This is a genomic window from Rhizobium sp. AQ_MP, from assembly GCF_014237835.1.
Taxonomy (GTDB): Bacteria; Pseudomonadota; Alphaproteobacteria; order Rhizobiales; family Rhizobiaceae; genus Allorhizobium.
This window is the reverse complement of sequence record NZ_JACJVI010000013.1, coordinates 1-17,881: the sequence shown is the minus strand read 5'-3', so window position 1 is coordinate 17,881 and position 17,881 is coordinate 1. Positions and strand designations below refer to the sequence as shown.

12 protein-coding genes, 1 tRNA gene and 2 pseudogenes are annotated in these 17,881 nt (G+C 57.2%); 7 read left to right on the top strand and 8 right to left on the bottom strand.

Annotation, left to right across the window (positions count from 1 at the left end):
* Window positions 1–105 precede the first annotated feature (105 nt).
* From H6M51_RS17650 to H6M51_RS17630, 5 genes are all read left to right on the top strand, one after another.
* On the top strand, window positions 106–1,026 hold the full coding sequence (locus H6M51_RS17650; RefSeq protein ID WP_185811139.1) for a glucosyl hydrolase: 921 nt from the start codon (window positions 106–108) through the stop codon (window positions 1,024–1,026).
* Window positions 1,027–1,065: 39 nt separating this feature from the next.
* The gene (locus H6M51_RS17645; protein WP_185811138.1) at window positions 1,066–2,283 is read left to right on the top strand and encodes a glycosyltransferase; all 1,218 of its coding nucleotides are present in this window, start codon (window positions 1,066–1,068) and stop codon (window positions 2,281–2,283) included.
* A gap of 136 nt (window positions 2,284–2,419) precedes the next feature.
* Window positions 2,420–3,220, top strand: a complete 801-nt coding sequence (locus H6M51_RS17640) for an ABC transporter permease (RefSeq protein ID WP_185811137.1) — start codon at window positions 2,420–2,422, stop codon at window positions 3,218–3,220.
* Window positions 3,221–3,222: 2 nt separating this feature from the next.
* Window positions 3,223–3,981, top strand: a complete 759-nt coding sequence (locus H6M51_RS17635) for an ABC transporter ATP-binding protein (protein WP_185811136.1) — start codon at window positions 3,223–3,225, stop codon at window positions 3,979–3,981.
* A gap of 2 nt (window positions 3,982–3,983) precedes the next feature.
* Entirely contained in the window at window positions 3,984–6,263 is a 2,280-nt protein-coding gene (locus tag H6M51_RS17630; RefSeq protein ID WP_246780563.1) for a glycosyltransferase, read from the top strand.
* Here H6M51_RS17630 and H6M51_RS17625 read toward each other — a convergent pair.
* From H6M51_RS17625 to H6M51_RS17605, 5 genes are read right to left on the bottom strand one after another with little or no spacing between them, the layout of a single operon-like run.
* Complete coding sequence (locus H6M51_RS17625) at window positions 6,220–7,023, bottom strand: glycosyltransferase family A protein (RefSeq protein WP_185811134.1); 804 nt, start codon at window positions 7,021–7,023, stop codon at window positions 6,220–6,222. The genes H6M51_RS17630 and H6M51_RS17625 overlap by 44 nt on opposite strands.
* Window positions 7,020–7,949, bottom strand: a complete 930-nt coding sequence (locus H6M51_RS17620; protein WP_185811133.1) for an NAD-dependent epimerase/dehydratase family protein — start codon at window positions 7,947–7,949, stop codon at window positions 7,020–7,022. The genes H6M51_RS17625 and H6M51_RS17620 overlap by 4 nt, the downstream gene beginning before the upstream one ends.
* Before the next feature lie 3 nt (window positions 7,950–7,952).
* The gene (locus H6M51_RS17615) at window positions 7,953–8,666 is read right to left on the bottom strand and encodes a sugar phosphate nucleotidyltransferase (protein ID WP_185811132.1); all 714 of its coding nucleotides are present in this window, start codon (window positions 8,664–8,666) and stop codon (window positions 7,953–7,955) included.
* Window positions 8,667–8,684: 18 nt separating this feature from the next.
* Window positions 8,685–9,731, bottom strand: coding sequence for a GDP-mannose 4,6-dehydratase (locus H6M51_RS17610; protein WP_407073593.1), 1,047 nt, complete (start codon window positions 9,729–9,731; stop codon window positions 8,685–8,687).
* A complete protein-coding gene (locus H6M51_RS17605; RefSeq protein WP_185811131.1) occupies window positions 9,731–10,930 on the bottom strand; it encodes a glycosyltransferase family 4 protein in 1,200 nt (399 codons plus the stop codon). Before H6M51_RS17605 ends, H6M51_RS17610 begins: the two co-directional genes overlap by 1 nt.
* 53 nt (window positions 10,931–10,983) lie before the next feature.
* On the opposite strand from H6M51_RS17605, the gene rfbB reads away from it, so the two are divergent.
* Window positions 10,984–12,039 (top strand): dTDP-glucose 4,6-dehydratase, encoded by a 1,056-nt coding sequence (gene rfbB, locus H6M51_RS17600; protein WP_185811130.1) that lies wholly within the window; start codon window positions 10,984–10,986, stop codon window positions 12,037–12,039.
* A 360-nt stretch (window positions 12,040–12,399) separates the two neighbouring features.
* Here the strand turns inward: rfbB and H6M51_RS17595 are convergent.
* The 3 genes and pseudogenes from H6M51_RS17595 to H6M51_RS17585 form a co-directional block, all read right to left on the bottom strand.
* Window positions 12,400–13,556, bottom strand: a pseudogene (locus H6M51_RS17595) (IS256 family transposase); the annotation flags it as partial.
* A gap of 90 nt (window positions 13,557–13,646) precedes the next feature.
* Window positions 13,647–13,736: transfer RNA gene (locus H6M51_RS17590), tRNA-Ser, on the bottom strand.
* A gap of 593 nt (window positions 13,737–14,329) precedes the next feature.
* Window positions 14,330–15,220 carry a LysR family transcriptional regulator gene (locus tag H6M51_RS17585; protein WP_185811129.1) on the bottom strand — a complete coding sequence of 297 codons (891 nt, stop codon included), beginning with the start codon at window positions 15,218–15,220 and terminating at the stop codon, window positions 14,330–14,332.
* Window positions 15,221–16,227: 1,007 nt separating this feature from the next.
* Here H6M51_RS17585 and H6M51_RS17580 point away from each other — a divergent pair.
* Window positions 16,228–17,881 (top strand): annotated as a pseudogene (locus tag H6M51_RS17580) (ATP-dependent helicase); the annotation flags it as partial.

Here is a 17,881-nt window from a genome sequence, read left to right as displayed (position 1 = left end):
TAACGCGGGGAGCCTCCTAAGCGAATTGAAGCGAGGCTGTCACGATGGTAACCGTTTCCTAAGGTGGCAGATCCGCCCGTTTATTGCTTGATACAGGAGACAACCATGAGATGGGCGCGGCTAGGCCAGGTTTTCAATGCGGAACAGCGGTCAAGCTGGATGGACTCTTACGCTTACGTGCCTACGGCCTATCAAATAGATGAAGAGCGCATCCGGGTGTTTCTGGCCTTCCGCGACAAAGAGCAGGTCGGACGAATTGGTTGGGTTGACGTTTTAGCAAACGATCCAACCCAGGTCATCGAATTTTCCCGCGAGCCTTCCCTGGATATCGGCCGGGTGGGAGCATTTGACGACAATGGCGTAACACCGCTTGCCGTCGTCGCCGAAGGCACAGGACTGCGCCTATACTATGCGGGCTGGCAACTGACACCGCGCGCACGCTACCTACTGTTCACAGGTCTCGCGATCAGCACCGACCAAGGCCAACGCTTCACCCGCTTGCAGGAGACGCCTATTCTGGACCGAAGTCCGGACGAACTGATTCTTCGGAGCGGCGCGCATGTGCTTAAGGATGAAGAAATGGGCATCTGGAAAATGTGGTATGCGGTTGCATCCGGCTTCGTCGATGTCGGCGGCAAGCAGGTGCCAACCTATCACATGGCGTATCTAGAATCTGTAGACGGAATAAGCTGGCCGCAAAAGGGAAAGACCGTACTGACGCCGCTCGCTCCTGACGAATACGGTTTTGGCCGTTCCTTCATCCGGAAAAAAAATGGGCGATATGAGTTGTGGCTTTCCGCCCGCTCTCACTCGAAAAACTACGTCATCGACTATGCCACATCCGCTGATGGTGTTCACTGGCAGAGACATGCTGGTTACGGTGGGCTTGATCATGCGGCAGAAGGGTGGGATTCCCAAATGACCTGCTTTCCCTCGATCATCGAAAACAAGCACGGTACATTTATGTTCTACAATGGTAACGGTTTTGGCGAGACAGGCTTCGGGGTGGCGAAGCTCGTCGAATAAGACTGTGCGAACTGCCATCCAGTAGAACGGAAACGACGAATGACCCAGCCCGTTACCAGAACTGCCGGCCACCCTCTCGTGTCCGTCTGCATTCCTTCATACAATCACGAGAAGTACATAGGCGCCTGTATCGAGAGTATTCTTCGGCAGACCGTCTCCGATTTCGAGATAGTTATCACCGATGATTGCTCGAATGATGGATCGGTCGCGCTGATCCGCTCTATTGACGACCCCCGGATTCGATTGTTCGAATCCGCGGTCAATCAAGGGCCGGCCGTCGCGGCTAACAACAATATCCTCAACGCCCGTGGCGAATATCTGTGTCTTCTTGCGTCTGACGATCTCTTTCATCCGAAGAAGATCGAAAAGCAGCTTGCCTACCTCACCGCCAATCCCGAGGTTGCCGCAGCATTCAGCTATATGCGCTATGTGGACGAAGCGGGCCAAGAGTTGCCGGATCATCCTGGATACAGCTGGATCGAGGTGGACAATCAGCCGAGAGAGGTATGGCTTAGGCGCTTTTTCGAGAAGGGTAACCTGCTTTCGGCACCGACGGTTATGATCCGCAGGAGCGTGCTGGACAAGGTTGGCTTCTTCGATCCCCGTTTCCTGCAAACCCAGGATTTCGACCTATGGATCCGGGTCTGCCTGCAGTCTGAAATTCATGTGCTTCCTGAAAGGCTCGTCGACTACCGAGTGCGCGATTACGAACTGAACACCAGCGCGGCCACGCCAATGCAGCAGTCACAGGTTTACTGGGAACTGGCGAAGAACTTCGAAGCTTATGCGAGCATCGAAGACCCGGCTTTCTTCCATCGGATTTTTCCGGAGGCCGAGGCGCCCTGTTATACCCGCTGGCCGTTGAAGGCAGTGCTGGCCGATATCGCCAGCCAGCAGACCGCGCCCTACCTCAAGGCTTTCGGGCTGGAGCTGATGTACCAGGTCTTGAGCGACGAAGCACAGGCGCAAAAGCTGGCAGAGGAGGGCTTTGCATATCCCCAGTTCTTCAAGATGATGGGCGCGGCTGATGTTTTCGGCCTCATCGCGCGGGTGGAAGCGGAACGGCGTCTTGCAGCGGCCGAACAGCGCATTGGTGAGCTGGAGAAGAAGCGCCTCGATGCGGAACGGCATCTTGCAGCAGCTGATCAGCGCGTCGGCGAGCTGGCTGGTGAAGTGGCCTTTTGGATGGAGCGTTGCAACAGAACGCTGGATATCCGTGCTCGCTCTTGGATCCGCAGGATACTCGGCAGGGCCTAGACATCGATAATCATTCAGCCCGGATGCGGAGCGCCGACGGTAGAGGCTGCTATTGGTCACGCTTGTCAAACGAAAGTCTGCACTCTAGAAGCGCAGCGATACGTAATTCAACAAGCACTGCGACGGTGACACACTAATGAAACTATGGAAAGCCTATGCTGCCGGCACAGAGGAGCTCGTTGCCGGACTCCGAAACTGGCGTATTTGGCACCTGCTTGGCACGGCGGATCTGCGGCGTCGCCATTCTCGCTCCAAGTTTGGGCAATTGTGGATTGCACTATCGACCGGGGTGACCGTTCTTTCCCTGAGCCTTGTCTGGTCTCTGCTCTGGGGCATTCCGGTAGCCACCATCATGCCCTACATCACGGTAGCCATGATCCTCTGGGGGTTCATCTCCGGCGTCCTGGCGGAATCCACCAGCGCCTTTACCGCAACAGGCAATTTGTTCCTCAATCAGAAGACCAGTATGTCGGTGGCGATCTATACAATCTTCTACAAAACCGGCATTACCACACTTTACAATATGAGCGTTGTAATTCTGATCTTCGCTTGGTTCTGGACTTGGCCGTCTTGGCAGGTTCTGTTGTTCATTCCCGGGCTACTTGTAAATATGCTCTTTCTGGTGCCCATATGCTACATGCTGGCAGTTATCGCGACGCGATTCCGAGATGCCGTTCCCCTTACACAAAGTGTCATCCAGATCGGCTATCTGGTAACGCCGGTTCTCTGGCGTCCCGATTTCATGCCAATCGAATATCGGTGGATCAATCTCGTAAATCCCTTTTCTGTGTACCTGTCCCTGCTGAGGGATCCCTTGCTTGGCATGCCGACTACAACGGAAACCTGGTGGGTCGCTTTGAGCTATGCAGCGCTTAGCTGGATTGTCGGTCTGGCCTTCATCGGCCATTTCCACAAACGCGTCATTTACTGGATCTGACCATGGCCCATATCCGCCTCAAGAATGCTTCCATATCCTATCCGGTTTTCAACTCGCATTCGCGTTCTCTTCGCACAGCGGTTTTCTCCAAGCTGGGCGGAAATCTGGTGGCGCACAGCAAATCCATAGTAGTAGATGCGATTAAGGACCTGACCCTTCACTTAGAAAATGGGGACCGGTTGGCGCTACTCGGTCATAATGGAGCGGGAAAAACAACGTTGTTGAGGGCACTCGCTGGCGTTTATCCGCCTCAAACGGGCACGGTCGACATCGCGGGACGGATCAGTTCCTTCACCGACATCACCCTCGGCATGGATGCGGAAGCCACCGGCTGGGATAACATCATCTTCCGCTGCGCCTTCATGGGCATGAGCTTTAAGGAAGCGCACGCGCTAGCCCCTTCGATCGCGGAATTCTCCGAACTGGGAGAGTTTCTCGACATGCCGGTGCGGACCTACTCATCGGGCATGTTCATCCGACTTGCTTTTGCAATTTCCACCTCCATAGAGCCCGATATCGTGATCATGGATGAAATGATCAGTGCGGGCGATGCTCAATTTATTGCGAAGGCGAGTACCCGCATTGAGCAGATCCTCGGCAATGCCAGCATCTTCGTCATCGCGTCCCATGACATGTCCATCATCCGGAAGTTCTGCAAGACAGCTCTGTGGTTGGAAAAGGGTGTCGCAAGGGCGATTGGGCCCACCGATGATATCATCGAGGCCTATCTGGCCTCCCGGAGCGAGACCGCCGCCACTTGACCATGGCGCTCACGCTGCAGCGGAAGCCCTATCTGCTGCGCGCCGGTCATCAAGTTGAAAGGGGGATATCAGTGTTCCGTGCCCGAATTAAAAGATTTAGAAACCTGTTCGTCTTGGCCCTCAGGCTTTTGGCCTCTGGCCAGTACCACATGGTGCTGGCTGCCATGAGGCGGCGCTTTCTGCCGGCATGGTTGGCCTCCCGCATCGAATACGTTTCTGCCGAGCCGCCTCGTGAGATCGAATGTCTCGGCCCAGCCGTCGGAAGCGAGGTCGAATATCTCGACCACGCCGCAGAAGGCAGAAATGGGGCCGCTGAGCCGACCGGCAAGAACAATACCAGCTTGTTGCGCGGCGCTCCCCTCGTCTCTGTTGTCATACCTTGCTTCAATTACGGGCGCTTCATCCAGGCGGCCGTCGATTCGGTGAAAGGACAGACGCTGAAAAGTGTGGAGATCATTATCGTGGAGGGCGGATCGACCGACGGCGAGACCCCTGCCATCGTGTCAGCTATCAAGGGACCGAATATTCGAGTGATCATGCAGGAGCAGCAAACCCTCGTGGGCGCCAATCGCAACACCGGTATAGCGCTAGCCCGAGGCCGATATGTCTGCTGTCTTGATGCGGATGATACGATAGAGCCAACCTATCTCGAAAAGGCGCTCTATTTTTTGGAGGCCCATTGCTACGACATAGTTTCCACGGGCATCCGTTTTTCCGGCCAGAAGTCAGGAACCATCGACGTTCTGGAAAATCCGAACTTGCGCGACATGACGGATGGAAACCACGTTACCACGTGCGCCGTGTTCCGCACGACCCTGTGGGAGAAGGTCGGCGGTTTCTTCGATACAGGCAAGGGAGAGGATCATGTAGCCGAGGACTGGGACTTCTGGCTGCGCTGCGTTGCGGCCGGTGCCCGGGTTCGCAACATCACCGGCGAGCATCTGTTCAATTACATGATTCATCCGCATGGCTCTCTGTCATCTACCGATGTGCGAAGCATTGCGGAGCAGCGGCGATCCATTCTTGAGCGGAACCGGGATCTACTTACCCAGGAACGTTTGCAGGATTCCAGCAAACAGGCCCGCCGCCGCATCGTGAAGACGCCCTATGGCGCTCTGCCTATACCCGCCTCTCCCAACGGTAACCTATCTTCGCCTACAACGCGACGCCTTCTGGTGGCGGTACCATTCTTGATCGTCGGGGGAGCCGAACGGCTACTTTCCACCGTGCTAGGATACCTCGCACGCCTAGGCTGGCAGATCACCATAGTGAGCACCCTGCCTCAGAAGGGCCTCGATGACGCCAGCAGCTGGTTCACGGCCTTTACCGATGAGGTCTACATGCTTCCGCGATTCCTTCATGAATGGGAATTCCAGAGCTTTTTGCACTATCTGGTGGCCAATCGCGGCTTCGATGCGGCTCTCGTTGCGGGCAGCCGGGTATTCTATGAACTTATTCCCGACCTGCGGCTCCGCTATCCGCAGCTGGCTATTATAGACCTTCTTTTCAACACGAGCGGGCATACAGCTTCCCATCTCGATTTCAAGCAGGGTTTTGATTTCGTGATCGGTGAGAATCCGGAAGTGATTGCGTGGTTCAAGGGCCAGGGCTGGCCGTCTTCTTGCATCAGGCTGATCGAAAGCGGCGTCGATGTAAACCGTTTCGAGACTACCCGTTCGCCCGAAGTTGAGAAGCGGTTGTCTCTGAGCAAGGACGATATCGTTGTGGGCTTTTCCGGCCGCCTTTCCGATGAGAAGGCGCCTGAAGTCTTCGTACAGCTTGCTGGAGCCCTCCGCGACCAGGAGCATCTGCGCTTCGTCATGACGGGAGCAGGCCCGGAAAAAGACCGTGTGGAAACAATAATCGGCAAATTGCCAGTTGAAACCCGGTTGGATTTCCTCGGCATGGTGGACAATCCCATGCCCTATTTTGCTACCTATGACATATTCGTCCTGCCATCACGGCTGGATGGCCGCCCTATTGCCCTGCTTGAAGCGCTCGCTTCCGGCTGCGCTGTCGTAGCGTCGAATGTCGGGGGCATCCCGGCCGTTTTGGAGCACACGCAGGCGGGCGTTCTTTGCCGTCCTGACAATCTTGACGACTTTGTAAACGCGGTGCGGGCACTTGGGGATGACCGGCAAAGGTTGAAGAGGATGAAGGCTTCTGCGCGAGAGTCTGCCGCGCGCATGCTTTCGGAAGTGGAGATGTGCGAAAATTACCGTGCTGCGATCGAAGCCGCTATTCGGATCCGAACCGCGCCCCCAGAGATCGAAACGTCCTGATTGCCATCCTGCGGGCAAATTTTATCCAGGTCCAAGGCGCTAGCATCACTAATTGGAAGCTGCCGATTAGGCCCTGTTTCCAAAGAAAGTAATGGGCGCGCATCTCGCCTATCTGCATGCGCAGCATACGGGCACTCAGACCGCTGGCGCCAAATGCGGGTTTGTCCGCACGTGCCAGCGCCAGCTTGATGCGCGCGGCCGGCGCGCAGGTGAGGAGATGGGAGGCGACGAAACCGTAATCCTCGCCCGCATACCATTCCGGAAATGACCAGCAGATCACATCGCGCCGAATCATTACTGTCGAGATCGAAGCGGGATTCTTGAGAAGAATATCCCATCGGCTGAAACCGACTGTCGGGACGTCCTCACCGAGCTCTTCCCAGTCCTGGCCGGAAAACAGTTTCAAGTGGGAGCTCATGGCGAGGCCGCCGGTTTCCATTGCTACTGTCTGGCGGCTAAGCTTCTCCGGATGCCACTCGTCATCCGCATCGAGAAAGGCGATATGAGTTCCGGATGCAGCCTGCATGCCCACATTCCGTGCACGGCCGGGTCCGCCATTGCGCTTAAGGACGATGATCGTCAACGGCAGCATGGCAAAATGCGCTGCCAGATCCGTGCAGCTCTCGTCACCAGCCGCATCGTCCACAACGATAACTTCCTTGGGCAGGCTCGTCTGCGCTGCAATGGACCGAAGAGCCCGTCGAAGCGCTTCGCCGTCCCGGAACGTTGGGACTATGACGGAAACCGGCACGGTATTCATGGGCGCGGCTTTTCCTGCTTGGCCCTCTCGTGATGCAGCATATCTCGGATGACTGAACCGTAATCCGTGGGGGAAACGCGGATTCCGGCCAGCAAGAGCTTCTCATTGCTTCCAACCACCCGGTCGAGTCCGCTGGTGCCCCGTCGAAGTGCATCTATCTGATGGGTGACGGGAATTCCCGCTTCCGCGATCAGAAGATCGACAAGATCCTGCAGCTTGCTGCCTATTCCGGTGCAGATATTAAAGACGTGGCCCCGCGCCGCCTGATGTCCCGCAAGCTCCACGATGACGCGCGCAGCCTCCTCAACGGCGATGAAATCCCGCACGCTGTCGAGCGCGCCGGTCCTCAGAATCCCGCCTTCGGGCGGCATCGCAGCGATCTGGTGCACGAAGCTTCCCAAAGCATTGCCCGTCCCGCTTCCTGCGCCTATTGGATTGAAAAGCCGTGCAATGGTGACGTCAACGCCTGTACCTACCGCCGAAAGACCGTGCAACGTTTGCGCGAGTTTCGAAATGCCGTAGGGCGAAACCGGCCGACATGGATCGGTTTCGCGGACAATGCCTTCGGCATCGCCGGGCGGCCCATATTCAGCGGCACTGCCGATAAGAACCACCCTCGTGGCTGCGTGGGCGCTCCGGACAGCCTCCAGAATATGATAAGCCAGAAACACATTCGCCTGGTAAAGAGCGCTAAGATCGGACGACTGGCTGGTACCAGCAATGTGGAAAATGATCTGTGGCTCGGTGTCGTCAATGATACGGCGGATTTGTTGCGTTGTCGGTCTGTCCAACAGGGTCAGAACATTCGGCCGGTCGGACATGTTTTTCCTACTCAGCGAAAGTACCTGCGTCCCGCGAGCGCTCAATTCCCTGCATACATAGCGGCCAAGAAAACCGTTCGCGCCTGAGACGAGTGCGACCGGCATCCCTCAGTCCTTGAGAAAGAGTTCGCGCTGGTCGGTAAACAGCTGCTGGGCCGCCGCATAGTCGTCCGGCCGGCCGATGTCGAGCCACACGCAATCCTGCTGCTGGCACTGCACGATTTTTCCATCGCGATGCAGGGACTGCATCAAGTCGGGCATATCAAGCCGAACGTCCTTGGCCAGATAAGGCGTGACGGCGTGCCGGTTGAGGATGTAAAGACCCATGCTAACAAGATGAGAATAGGACGGCTTTTCGCGGTAACCGGTGAGCCGCATCTCCTCGTCGACCTCGATCAGTCCGAAGTCGATCTTCACGGTGCGCTCGTAAACCGCAATAGAGGCGCTGGCAGAGGCCGAGAGATGCTTGGCTTGCATCGCTTCGATCGAGAAATTGGTCAGAAGATCGCCATTTGTCACAATGAAGTTGTCGCCCACCCGGTCAAGCACGCCCGAAATGGGGCCGGCGGTGCCAAGCGGCATGTCTTCCAGAACATATTCAATCGAGAGCCCGAAGGCTGAGCCATCACCGCAAAAGGCGCGGATTAGGTGATGAAGATGATTCACCGCCAGAATGACCTCGTTAACGCCGGCGGCCTTCAGCTGCCGCAGCAAAAGCTCCAGCACGGGCATGTCTCCAAGGGGAACCAGCGGCTTGGGGAAGGACGCGGTAAAAGGCTGGAGCCGCGTGCCTCTCCCCCCTGCCATGACGACAGCTTTCATGTCGTATTCTCTCTCTTATTATACCGTGTACTCGGCGGGGCGATAAAGATTGATATGCTTCTCGACAAAGGCAATGGTTTGATTCAGACCATCCTCCACCGTGGTCTCGGGGCTCCATGCCATAAGAGCCTTCGCCTTCTGATTGTCAGAGACGAGCTTGAATACTTCGCTGTCGGCCGGGCGAATTCGCTTCGGGTCCTGTACGATGGGCTTGTCGCAGTTCATCAGGTTGAGAATCTTGTTAGCGAAGTCGCCGATCGTGGCGGTGCTGCCAGTGCCGAGATTAATCGTCTGGCCCTCAATGCCCGAAGCGGCGCCGGCTGCCAAGAAGCCGCTCACCGTATCACCGACGAAGGTCATGTCACGCATCGGATCGAGCGCCCCCAGCTCGATTACATCCCGCGTCAGGGCTTGGGAAATGATGGTTGGGATGAAGGCCCGGGCCGATTGGCGCGGACCAAAGGTGTTGAAAGGTCGAAGCGTGACGACGGGCGTGGAGAAGGAACGGTAGTAGCTTTCCGCAATCTTGTCGGCGCCGATCTTCGATGCCGAATAAGGCGATTGCCCTTGCAGCGGATGGTCCTCGTCAATTGGCTCGCGCAGGGCGGTTCCGTAGACTTCCGATGTGGATGTATGCACCACTCGTACAGTTCCGAGGCGACGGGCAGCCTCGACAACGTTTAAAGTACCCTCGACATTGGTCCGCACATAGCTGCGTGGCGCGACATAGGAATAGGGAATAGCGATCAGGGCCGCAAGGTGGAAGACCACATCCTTACCCTGAACTGCGCCCATCACAAAATCGGTGTCTTCCACATTGCCGGCCACCACACAGAGCGATTGCTTTACCGCTGTTTCCGCATGCTCAAGATTGCCCCAATGGGACGATGATCCATACTTCAGCATGGCCGTGACATTGGCACCCGCTCTGACTAGAGTCTCCGCCAGATGGCTGCCGATGAAGCCACCGGCCCCCGTCACGAGCACATTCTTACCATGATAAAAGCTGGCCAGATCCATCATCCCTGCATTCTCTTTCAGCGTCTCCCAAGAAGAGGTCGCCATTAGCCCATTTCCGGTTGCGGAACAAGATTAAAATAAATTGTCAAGATCCGCGGAATGACGCTATCGGCAGCGAACCTGGCCTCAAATTCTTCGCGAGCCGCGGCGCCCAGACGATGTCGGAGGTCGGGCTCTGCAGCCAGTCGCGCCAGAGCGTCGGCAACAGCAGCCTCGTCCCCGTAGGGCAGAAGAAATCCATTCACGTTATCGCGCACGATCGATCGGCAACCTGCGACGTCATACGCGACGAGTGGCAACCCTGCCGAGGCAGCTTCGATCAGCGAACGCGGCATTCCCTCCCGATCCGAGAGGAGAATGGCAATATCCGCGCGCCGCCAAGCATCGCGGGCATGGGGGGCCCTTCCCCGCCAAGCGATACCAGGCCGCTCGGACAGGCGTTCGAGGTCCGTCTGACTGAGGCTGGTCAGATTGCCAGGATCAGGCGCACCCCAGAGCTCCAAAGCGATATCGTTGCGACCTCGGGCCTCCTCGACCGCGCGCACGGTTGCCTCTATCCCTTTCGCCTTCAGCATCCGGCCGAGATAGACGACCAACACGGGGGACGCGTTCCGCCGAGCTTGCGGTAGAATCTCGTCCGCCTGCATGCCCCATCCACCGATGACCGTACGCGAACGCAAGTTCGGAAATTCGGCGCTGTCGTCGTCATTCTCGAAGGTAAACGCACTGGCTCCCTTCCGATCGAGAGATCCGAGAAATCGTCGGACGATCCATCGCAGCAACCCTGCAGCATATCCGTCCGTGCTCCACAAATATCCGAGGCCTGTCAGCGAATAGACCATGGGGGGGGCGCCCGATAGTCGCGCGGCGAGGCCGCCCAACACCACGGACTTTAAGGCGATGGCATGAACAAGCGCCGGCTTTTCGCGTATGAAGATTGTCCTCAGACGCCCAATCGTGCGAATAAGGGCGAGCGGCCCAAAGACAGAGCGGTCAGCCTGAAGGTCGATGAGGCGAAAGCCTTCCGCTTCTAGCTGTTTGCGATATGTGCTGACGCGGGTGACGATCACGACTTCAAAGCCCTTCGACCGCGCCGCGCGGGCAAGGGGAAGGAAGTGGGTTGCATAAAACCAGTCTTCGGTTGCAACGTACAGAAGGCGCTTCGCACCGCTTCGCGTAATCAGGGGATCCTGTGGAGAACGGTCCATCTGGTAATTGTCAGCGCCTTGTGTCAGTTCGATCATCCTGTCTCGGTAGCCTGCCTCTGAATAATTGCATTTTACAAACGGAGCTTACGATGAAGATTTTGGTTACCGGTGCTGCGGGCTTTATTGGTTCGGCCGTCTGCAGATATCTCATTGCCAATACAGACCATCGCGTCATTGCCCTCGATTGCCTGACTTATGCCGCTGGTTATCTTGATATTGCAAGCCCCAGCTACAATCCGCGCGTGGCTTTCGAAAAGGTGGATATTCGCGATCCGAAGGAATTGAACCGGGTGTTTGACTCCTACACACCGGATGCGGTGATGCACCTGGCGGCCGAATCGCATGTGGACCGGTCGATCGACGGACCGATGGATTTCATCAGCACCAATATGGCGGGAACCGCCAATCTGCTCGAGGCCACCCGAAAACACTGGCTCACCCTTGGCCCAGCGGCAAGGGAGCGGTTCCGCTTCCACCATGTGTCCACCGATGAGGTTTATGGTAGCCTTGGCGCTACCGGATTCTTCACGGAGGAATCGGCTTACGCGCCAAATTCACCCTATTCCGCCAGCAAGGCGGGAGCCGATCATCTGGTTATGGCCTGGCACCACACCTATAAATTGCCCGTGGTTGTGACGAATTGCTCTAACAATTACGGTTGCTATCATTTCCCGGAAAAGCTCATTCCGCTGATGATTATTTCGGCGCTCGAAGGCAAACCCCTGCCTGTTTACGGCAACGGTTCCAATATTCGCGACTGGCTTTTCGTGGAGGACCATGCTCGGGCCCTTTGCCTTGTGCTGGAGAAAGGCCGCAACGGAGAGAAATATAATATTGGAGGCAATGCCGAACGAACCAATCTGCATGTGGTCAAGGCCATTTGCAGCATCCTTGATTCGCTCGTTCCTGATGCGGGAGGTTCATATGAGCGCATGATTCGGTTTGTGACCGATCGGCCTGGTCACGATTTTCGCTATGCAATAGACGCATCCAAGATCCAGCGCGAACTCGGATGGAGCCCAAGCGTAACCTTCGAAGAGGGGCTTGAAAAAACCGTTCGCTGGTATCTAGAAAACCGGGACTGGTGGCTGCCAATTCGCAATAAGAATTATGGCGGCCAAAGACTAGGCCTCACCTCAAATTAGCACATCGGACGGCCTTGATTTCTAGTTGACTCCGTAATCGCCAATGGTGCCGTGTATATTTAAAGACAATGCTGATTTTTTTACGTATAATTAAGCAATAATTGCCGTATAAATTTCCATTTCACACACCTAATCCGGAAACGGACTGCTGATGCAATAAAGGAAGCCAAAACGCGCAGAATAACCGATGCTCCTTTATAGTTCTCGCCATCACGGCACGTCTGATGAAACCTGCAAGCGGATAGTCTCGGTCGAGTCGGACGAGCGCGCAGATCGCGTCGCGGGGAAGGGTGTAGCTTCGGCGATCGCCGTGCCTTCTGCACAGAGCCGGGAATTGATCAGCTTGCGGCTGTTAGGCTGAGGAGCGATGGCTCCTAGTGTCATGTAGCGGGATCGCTGAACGGCCCACCCATCGTTTTGCTCAAACAGCAGTGCGCCGACGAACCTGGCGGTGGCGTCATTGTTAGGAAAATCCATTGACCTCGGCTCGATGCTTGCTCTCGCCGTTTAGACGTTCGGTTGGGTTTGTTCATAAGGCTTGGCCCAATGCTGTTTGGGAAAAGTCATCTAGGCGAGCACATCCTGTTCGGAGCCACCCATCAGCGTGGCGAGTTTCGGCACCTTTGGCCTGATCTGGTCGGCGACATTGCGCCATTGGGTGCTTGCCGCCTCCGGGGTGTTCTGGGCGAAAGCCATGGCGATGAAGACGGAGACGGAGACGGAGACGACATGCCGTCCGCTCTTCCCGGCATGGGCGAGCGCGTTGCGCATGGAGTCAACCTACACCTCTTCCAGGTGGCCGAAAGCACTTTCGACACGCGGCCTTGATGCCCTCATGGGCGTCGGAGACGACGGGCTTGACGCCGCGGACCTCGCCTGGTCAGCTTTCGAAGAAACTCGGTCCAGATCGCCTCGGCCTCGGATGTGCCGAACTCCATACCGAGCACCCCGCGTTTACCATCGGTGTTAACGCCGACGGCGATGATGACCGCGACGGAGACGATGCGCCCGCGGCGACGAAGTTTGAGGTAGGTTGCATTGATCCAAGGAAGGGCCATTCCCCTCCAATGGGCCTGCCGAGGAAGGCCTTCACCTTCTCGGCGGACTCCTCGCAGAGCCGTGATATCTAACTCGTGGAGATGCCCGCCATGACCATCGCCTTAACGAGGCCATCGACGGATCGGGTTGAGGCGCCTTGGATATAGGCCTCTTAGTCACCGCCGTGCTGGTCTTCTCTGCCATGCGGCGCGGCTCCAAGAAACTCGGGATGTAGCCGCCTGTGCGAAGCCTGGGAATGCGCAGCTAGAAGGTGACCGCCCGCATATCCCAGTCTCGTCGCTGTAGCCGTTGCGCTGGGCAAGTCAGGAGCAGTTCTTCTTACCATAGCCCGCGCCGGTCTAGGCGCTTATTTCTAACACCAATAGCTTTTCAGCAGCAAAACCGATCAACTCGGGCAGCAAATCGGCATCAGCGCTCTTCTCAACGAGCAAGCGCAGGTTAATCATTTCGTCAATAATCGGCGGCGTCCCTGAGTTTGGCTCTAAGCAACCCGGCCCCACCGCAAAACACTGGCGAAGAAAGCCTTCAGTATGGACACATAGATACAATGGCGGAGAGGGTGGGATTCGAACCCACGATACCCTTGCGAGTATGCCGCATTTCGAGTGCGGTGCTTTCGACCACTCAGCCACCTCTCCGGTCACATTGGTCGGCGCTCAGTGGCGCGGGCTGTCTCATAGCGGCAACTCACCCCCCGCGCAAGAGCGAATGTGACGGTTTTTCCAATCGTTTTCCAATTCGCCTAACAGTTAGGTCGCATGCATCGAAAGATCGTCAGTCAGACTTCGCCGACGCCTTTGAACGGTATACCGATCTCACCCGAGACCGTCCTCAGAGCGAGGCAGGCTCATCCTGACATTAGCGCGGCGACCATAGCGGATAGCTCATCGCCCTGATCGAGGCTTTTATCCCCTGCGACAGCGCCGCTTTCGCACTGGATCACCGAACTCCACGATTTGCTCCCGCAACACCACACTGCAAATCCCGGATCAGAGCCGCGCCTGCGCGAGATCCGGGTCAGACGATGAAGAACATCGGAGCGTTCAGCAAAGCGGCGACCGAAGGGCGCGAACGCGGGAATTCTCGTCACGTCAGGGCCGGACCAAGGGAAGCCGCAGGAGCCTGAGCATAGCGACCCGACAGGGTCAGGTGGGACCGCCTTCCCCCGGCCATGGCGTTCCGCTGGAAGGGGCGGTGAACTTCGTCGGGAGAGTGGTACATACTACCGCCCTCACCTACCCGGCCGTCCCAGCGTCCTCGCAATATCGATGATATCATCACGGGCCGCCGTCGGATCATCCTTGCTCCAGGCGACACCAAGCCCGATCTTCAGATCGATCCCCGTCACCTTCTTCAGCACCACGTCCCTGCCCGGCAGATCCCCCGTCCATTCCGGCGCAAAGCCGACACCAAGGCCTGACGACACGAGCGAGATCAGCGAGAAGGTGTCGTCACAGGTATAGGCGACATTGTCATTCAGCCCATGCTCCTCGAAGGTCTCTGCAAAATAGCGCTCGGTGTAGGAGAGGTTCTGCCGCTTGAAGGCGATGATCTTCTCACCCTTCAGATCCTCGATCGTCACCTCGTGCGTTGAAGCCAGCGGACTGCCCAACGGCACCGCGAGCAAATACCGCTCATGGGCAATCGAGAAGAAGCGTAGCGATCCGATGTTCTCGACAGGCCGGATGAAGCCAAGGTTCAGCTTACCGCATTCCAGCTGCCGGATGATCTCCGATGTCGAGCCATTCGAGACATGCAAACGGATATCGGGAAACTTCCGGCCGATGCGCGCCAGGAACGCTGGCAGCACGCCAGTTGTTGCCGGATAGATCGTACCGATCCTGATCTCCCGCATGGTCCTGCCCCCAGCTGCACGTGCCATCTCTGCTGAGAGATCCAATTCTCCCAGCACTCTGACACAGCGATCGTAGAACACCTCCCCTGCCCGGGTCAGCTCAACCTTGCGGGTCGAGCGCGTCAGAAGCTGCACTCCAAGCCCCTTCTCCAGCGCCTGGACCTGCGTGCTCAGCGCCGGCTGAGCAATGTTTACCCGCATGGCGGCACGACCGAAGTGCAGTTCTTCGGCGACGGCGACAAAGTATGAGAGTTGGCGAATTTCCATGAAGCTCCGATCCTCTGACCGTGGGCCGGACAGGCAAATGCGTGGCGCCGCGACGGCGCATTTGTTGAACCAATAATGATTACAGTGTATCTATAAGAAAGCCAGATATTTGTCAATACACTGTATCGAAATAGATATGAGGAACCTGTGAACCCAGGTCAAGCAAGAGCTGCTCGGGCGATTCTGAAACTAGGTGTCAGAGAGGTCGCAGAGCTCGCAAAGGTAACCGCCAACACTGTGAGCAGGTTGGAGCAGGACGAAGCAGGACCGCGAGGCCCTCAGCCTGTCACAGTTGATGCGATCAAACGCGTCTACGAAGAAAGGGGAATTATCTTCTTGGATGCGGGCGCTTCACCGAATGGCGGCCCAGGCGTGAGATTGAAAGCGTAACCAACGCAGTCTCGAGCCAACAAGCTGCGCGCTTCGACAGCTTCACTGCGGCCTTGTCTGTATATATATCAGTGCTTTTCCTCGTACCTTAACGGTTCGACCACTTAACGTTGGACGGAAGCCGAAAACCTAAACGGTTTTCGGCGAGGCGACGATTTGGGAGGCGGCAAAGAAGCCAGAGCACCCCTGAAGTAGACTCCTCACAACGAGAATTTGGCAATCTGTACGGCTGACAACGGACCTGTCCTGGAGTCTAGGTCATAGAGATCGACCAATAGCCGTCCCGCGGCGATGCCGCCGTTCAAGCGACCTGATCTACGTAGACATTGGCGGCGACCGGTCCACCAGTCCGCCTCCCGTTTAGTCGGACAGCAGGCACGCCGCCCGAGCCGCCACAGAACATCCGGCTCCCGCTTGCGCTGGCCGTACCTCCAACGCCAGCGACGTGTCGCTCACAAGCATGTTCCAAGCACGCAGACCACTCCTCACATGCACATACGCTCCTTGAAGCCAGGCCCAAACCTGATATGTTCTACCTTTGTTCATACGCGCCCTAGGTAACGCCCGCGGCCACACGACAGGCTTTGCTCCGCGCTTCAGACATCAAGCGAGACCGCATGACCGCCCATCTGGAAAGCCTCAACGAACGACAGAGGGACGCGGTTACCCATGGCGTCGGACTGCCTGATAGTTCCGCAGCAGGTCCGCTCCTCATCATCGCAGGCGCGGGTTCCGGCAAGACAAACACACTTGCCCATCGTGTCGCCATCTCATCCTCAATGGCGCCGATCCTCGCCGGATCCTGCTGATGACCTTCTCGCGTCGCGCGGCCTCCGAAATGGCACGCCGGGTCGACCGGATCTGCCGACAGGTGCTCGGCGACAAGGCACTTGCTGACGGTCTCTTATGGTCGGGCACATTCCATGGGATCGGAGCAAGACTGCTGAGACTTTACGCCGAACAGATCGGGCTTTCCGTCGATTTCACGATCCATGACCGTGAAGACAGTGCGGACCTGATGAACCTTACGCGCCACGAACTGGGCTTGTCGAAAACCGAGACCCGCTTCCCGACCAAGGGGACCTGCCTTGCGATCTATTCGCGCATCGTCAATGCCGAAAGCTCGATCGGAGAGGTGCTCAGATCCGCCTATCCCTGGGCAATCAACTGGGAAGAGGAGCTGAAGGCGCTGTTTGCCGCCTATGTTGCGGCCAAACAGGCGCAGGGCGTCCTCGATTACGATGACCTTCTCCTTTACTGGGCACAGATGGTCTCGCATGCAGAGCTGGCCGACGATATCGGCAATCGCTTCGACCATGTGCTGGTCGATGAATATCAGGACACCAACCGGCTTCAGGCCCAGATCCTGATGTCGCTCAAACCTGGCGGCCGGGGCTTGACGGTCGTTGGCGACGATGCCCAGTCGATCTATTCGTTTCGGGCGGCGACCATCCGAAACATCCTCGACTTCCCCAATGAGTTTTCACCAAAGCCGGCCGACGTCATCACGCTTGACCGCAATTACCGCTCGACGCAGCCGATCCTGGCGGCTGCCAATGGTGTGATCGGCTTAGCCCGCGAGCGCTACACCAAGAACCTCTGGACCGACCGGCAATCCGAACAAAAGCCGCGTCTGGTGACCGTCAAGGACGAGAATGATCAGGCCGGATTCATCGTTGAGGAAGTCCTTGCCAACCGCGAGGTCGGTATTGCGCTGAAGCAACAGGCGGTTCTTTTCCGGACATCGAGCCATAGCGGTACGCTCGAGGTCGAGCTGACGAGACGCAACATCCCCTTCGTCAAGTTCGGTGGCCTGAAGTTCCTCGACAGCGCGCATGTCAAAGATCTCCTCGCCGTCGTCCGCTTTGCCCAGAACCCGCGTGACCGGGTTGCCGGTTTTCGGGTGCTGCAGGTGCTGCCGGGCATCGGCCCGCAGAGAGCGGCGACAATTCTCGATACGATTGCTGCTGACCCACAACCCTTGCTGTCGCTTGCCGAGATTCCGCCACCGTCCAAGACCGGCGATGAGTGGGCACCTTTCGTCACATTGCTCACCGCCCTGCACAAGGACGAGCATGGTTGGCCAGGCGAGATGGAGAAAGCGAGGCTCTGGTATGAGCCGCATCTCGACCGGATCCACGAGGATCCCGAGACCCGCAAGGCCGACCTCCTGCAGCTCGAGCAGATCGCGTCCGGTTATCCAAGCCGCGAACGCTTCCTGACCGAACTGACACTTGACCCGCCGGATGCAACCAGCGACCAGGCAGGCGT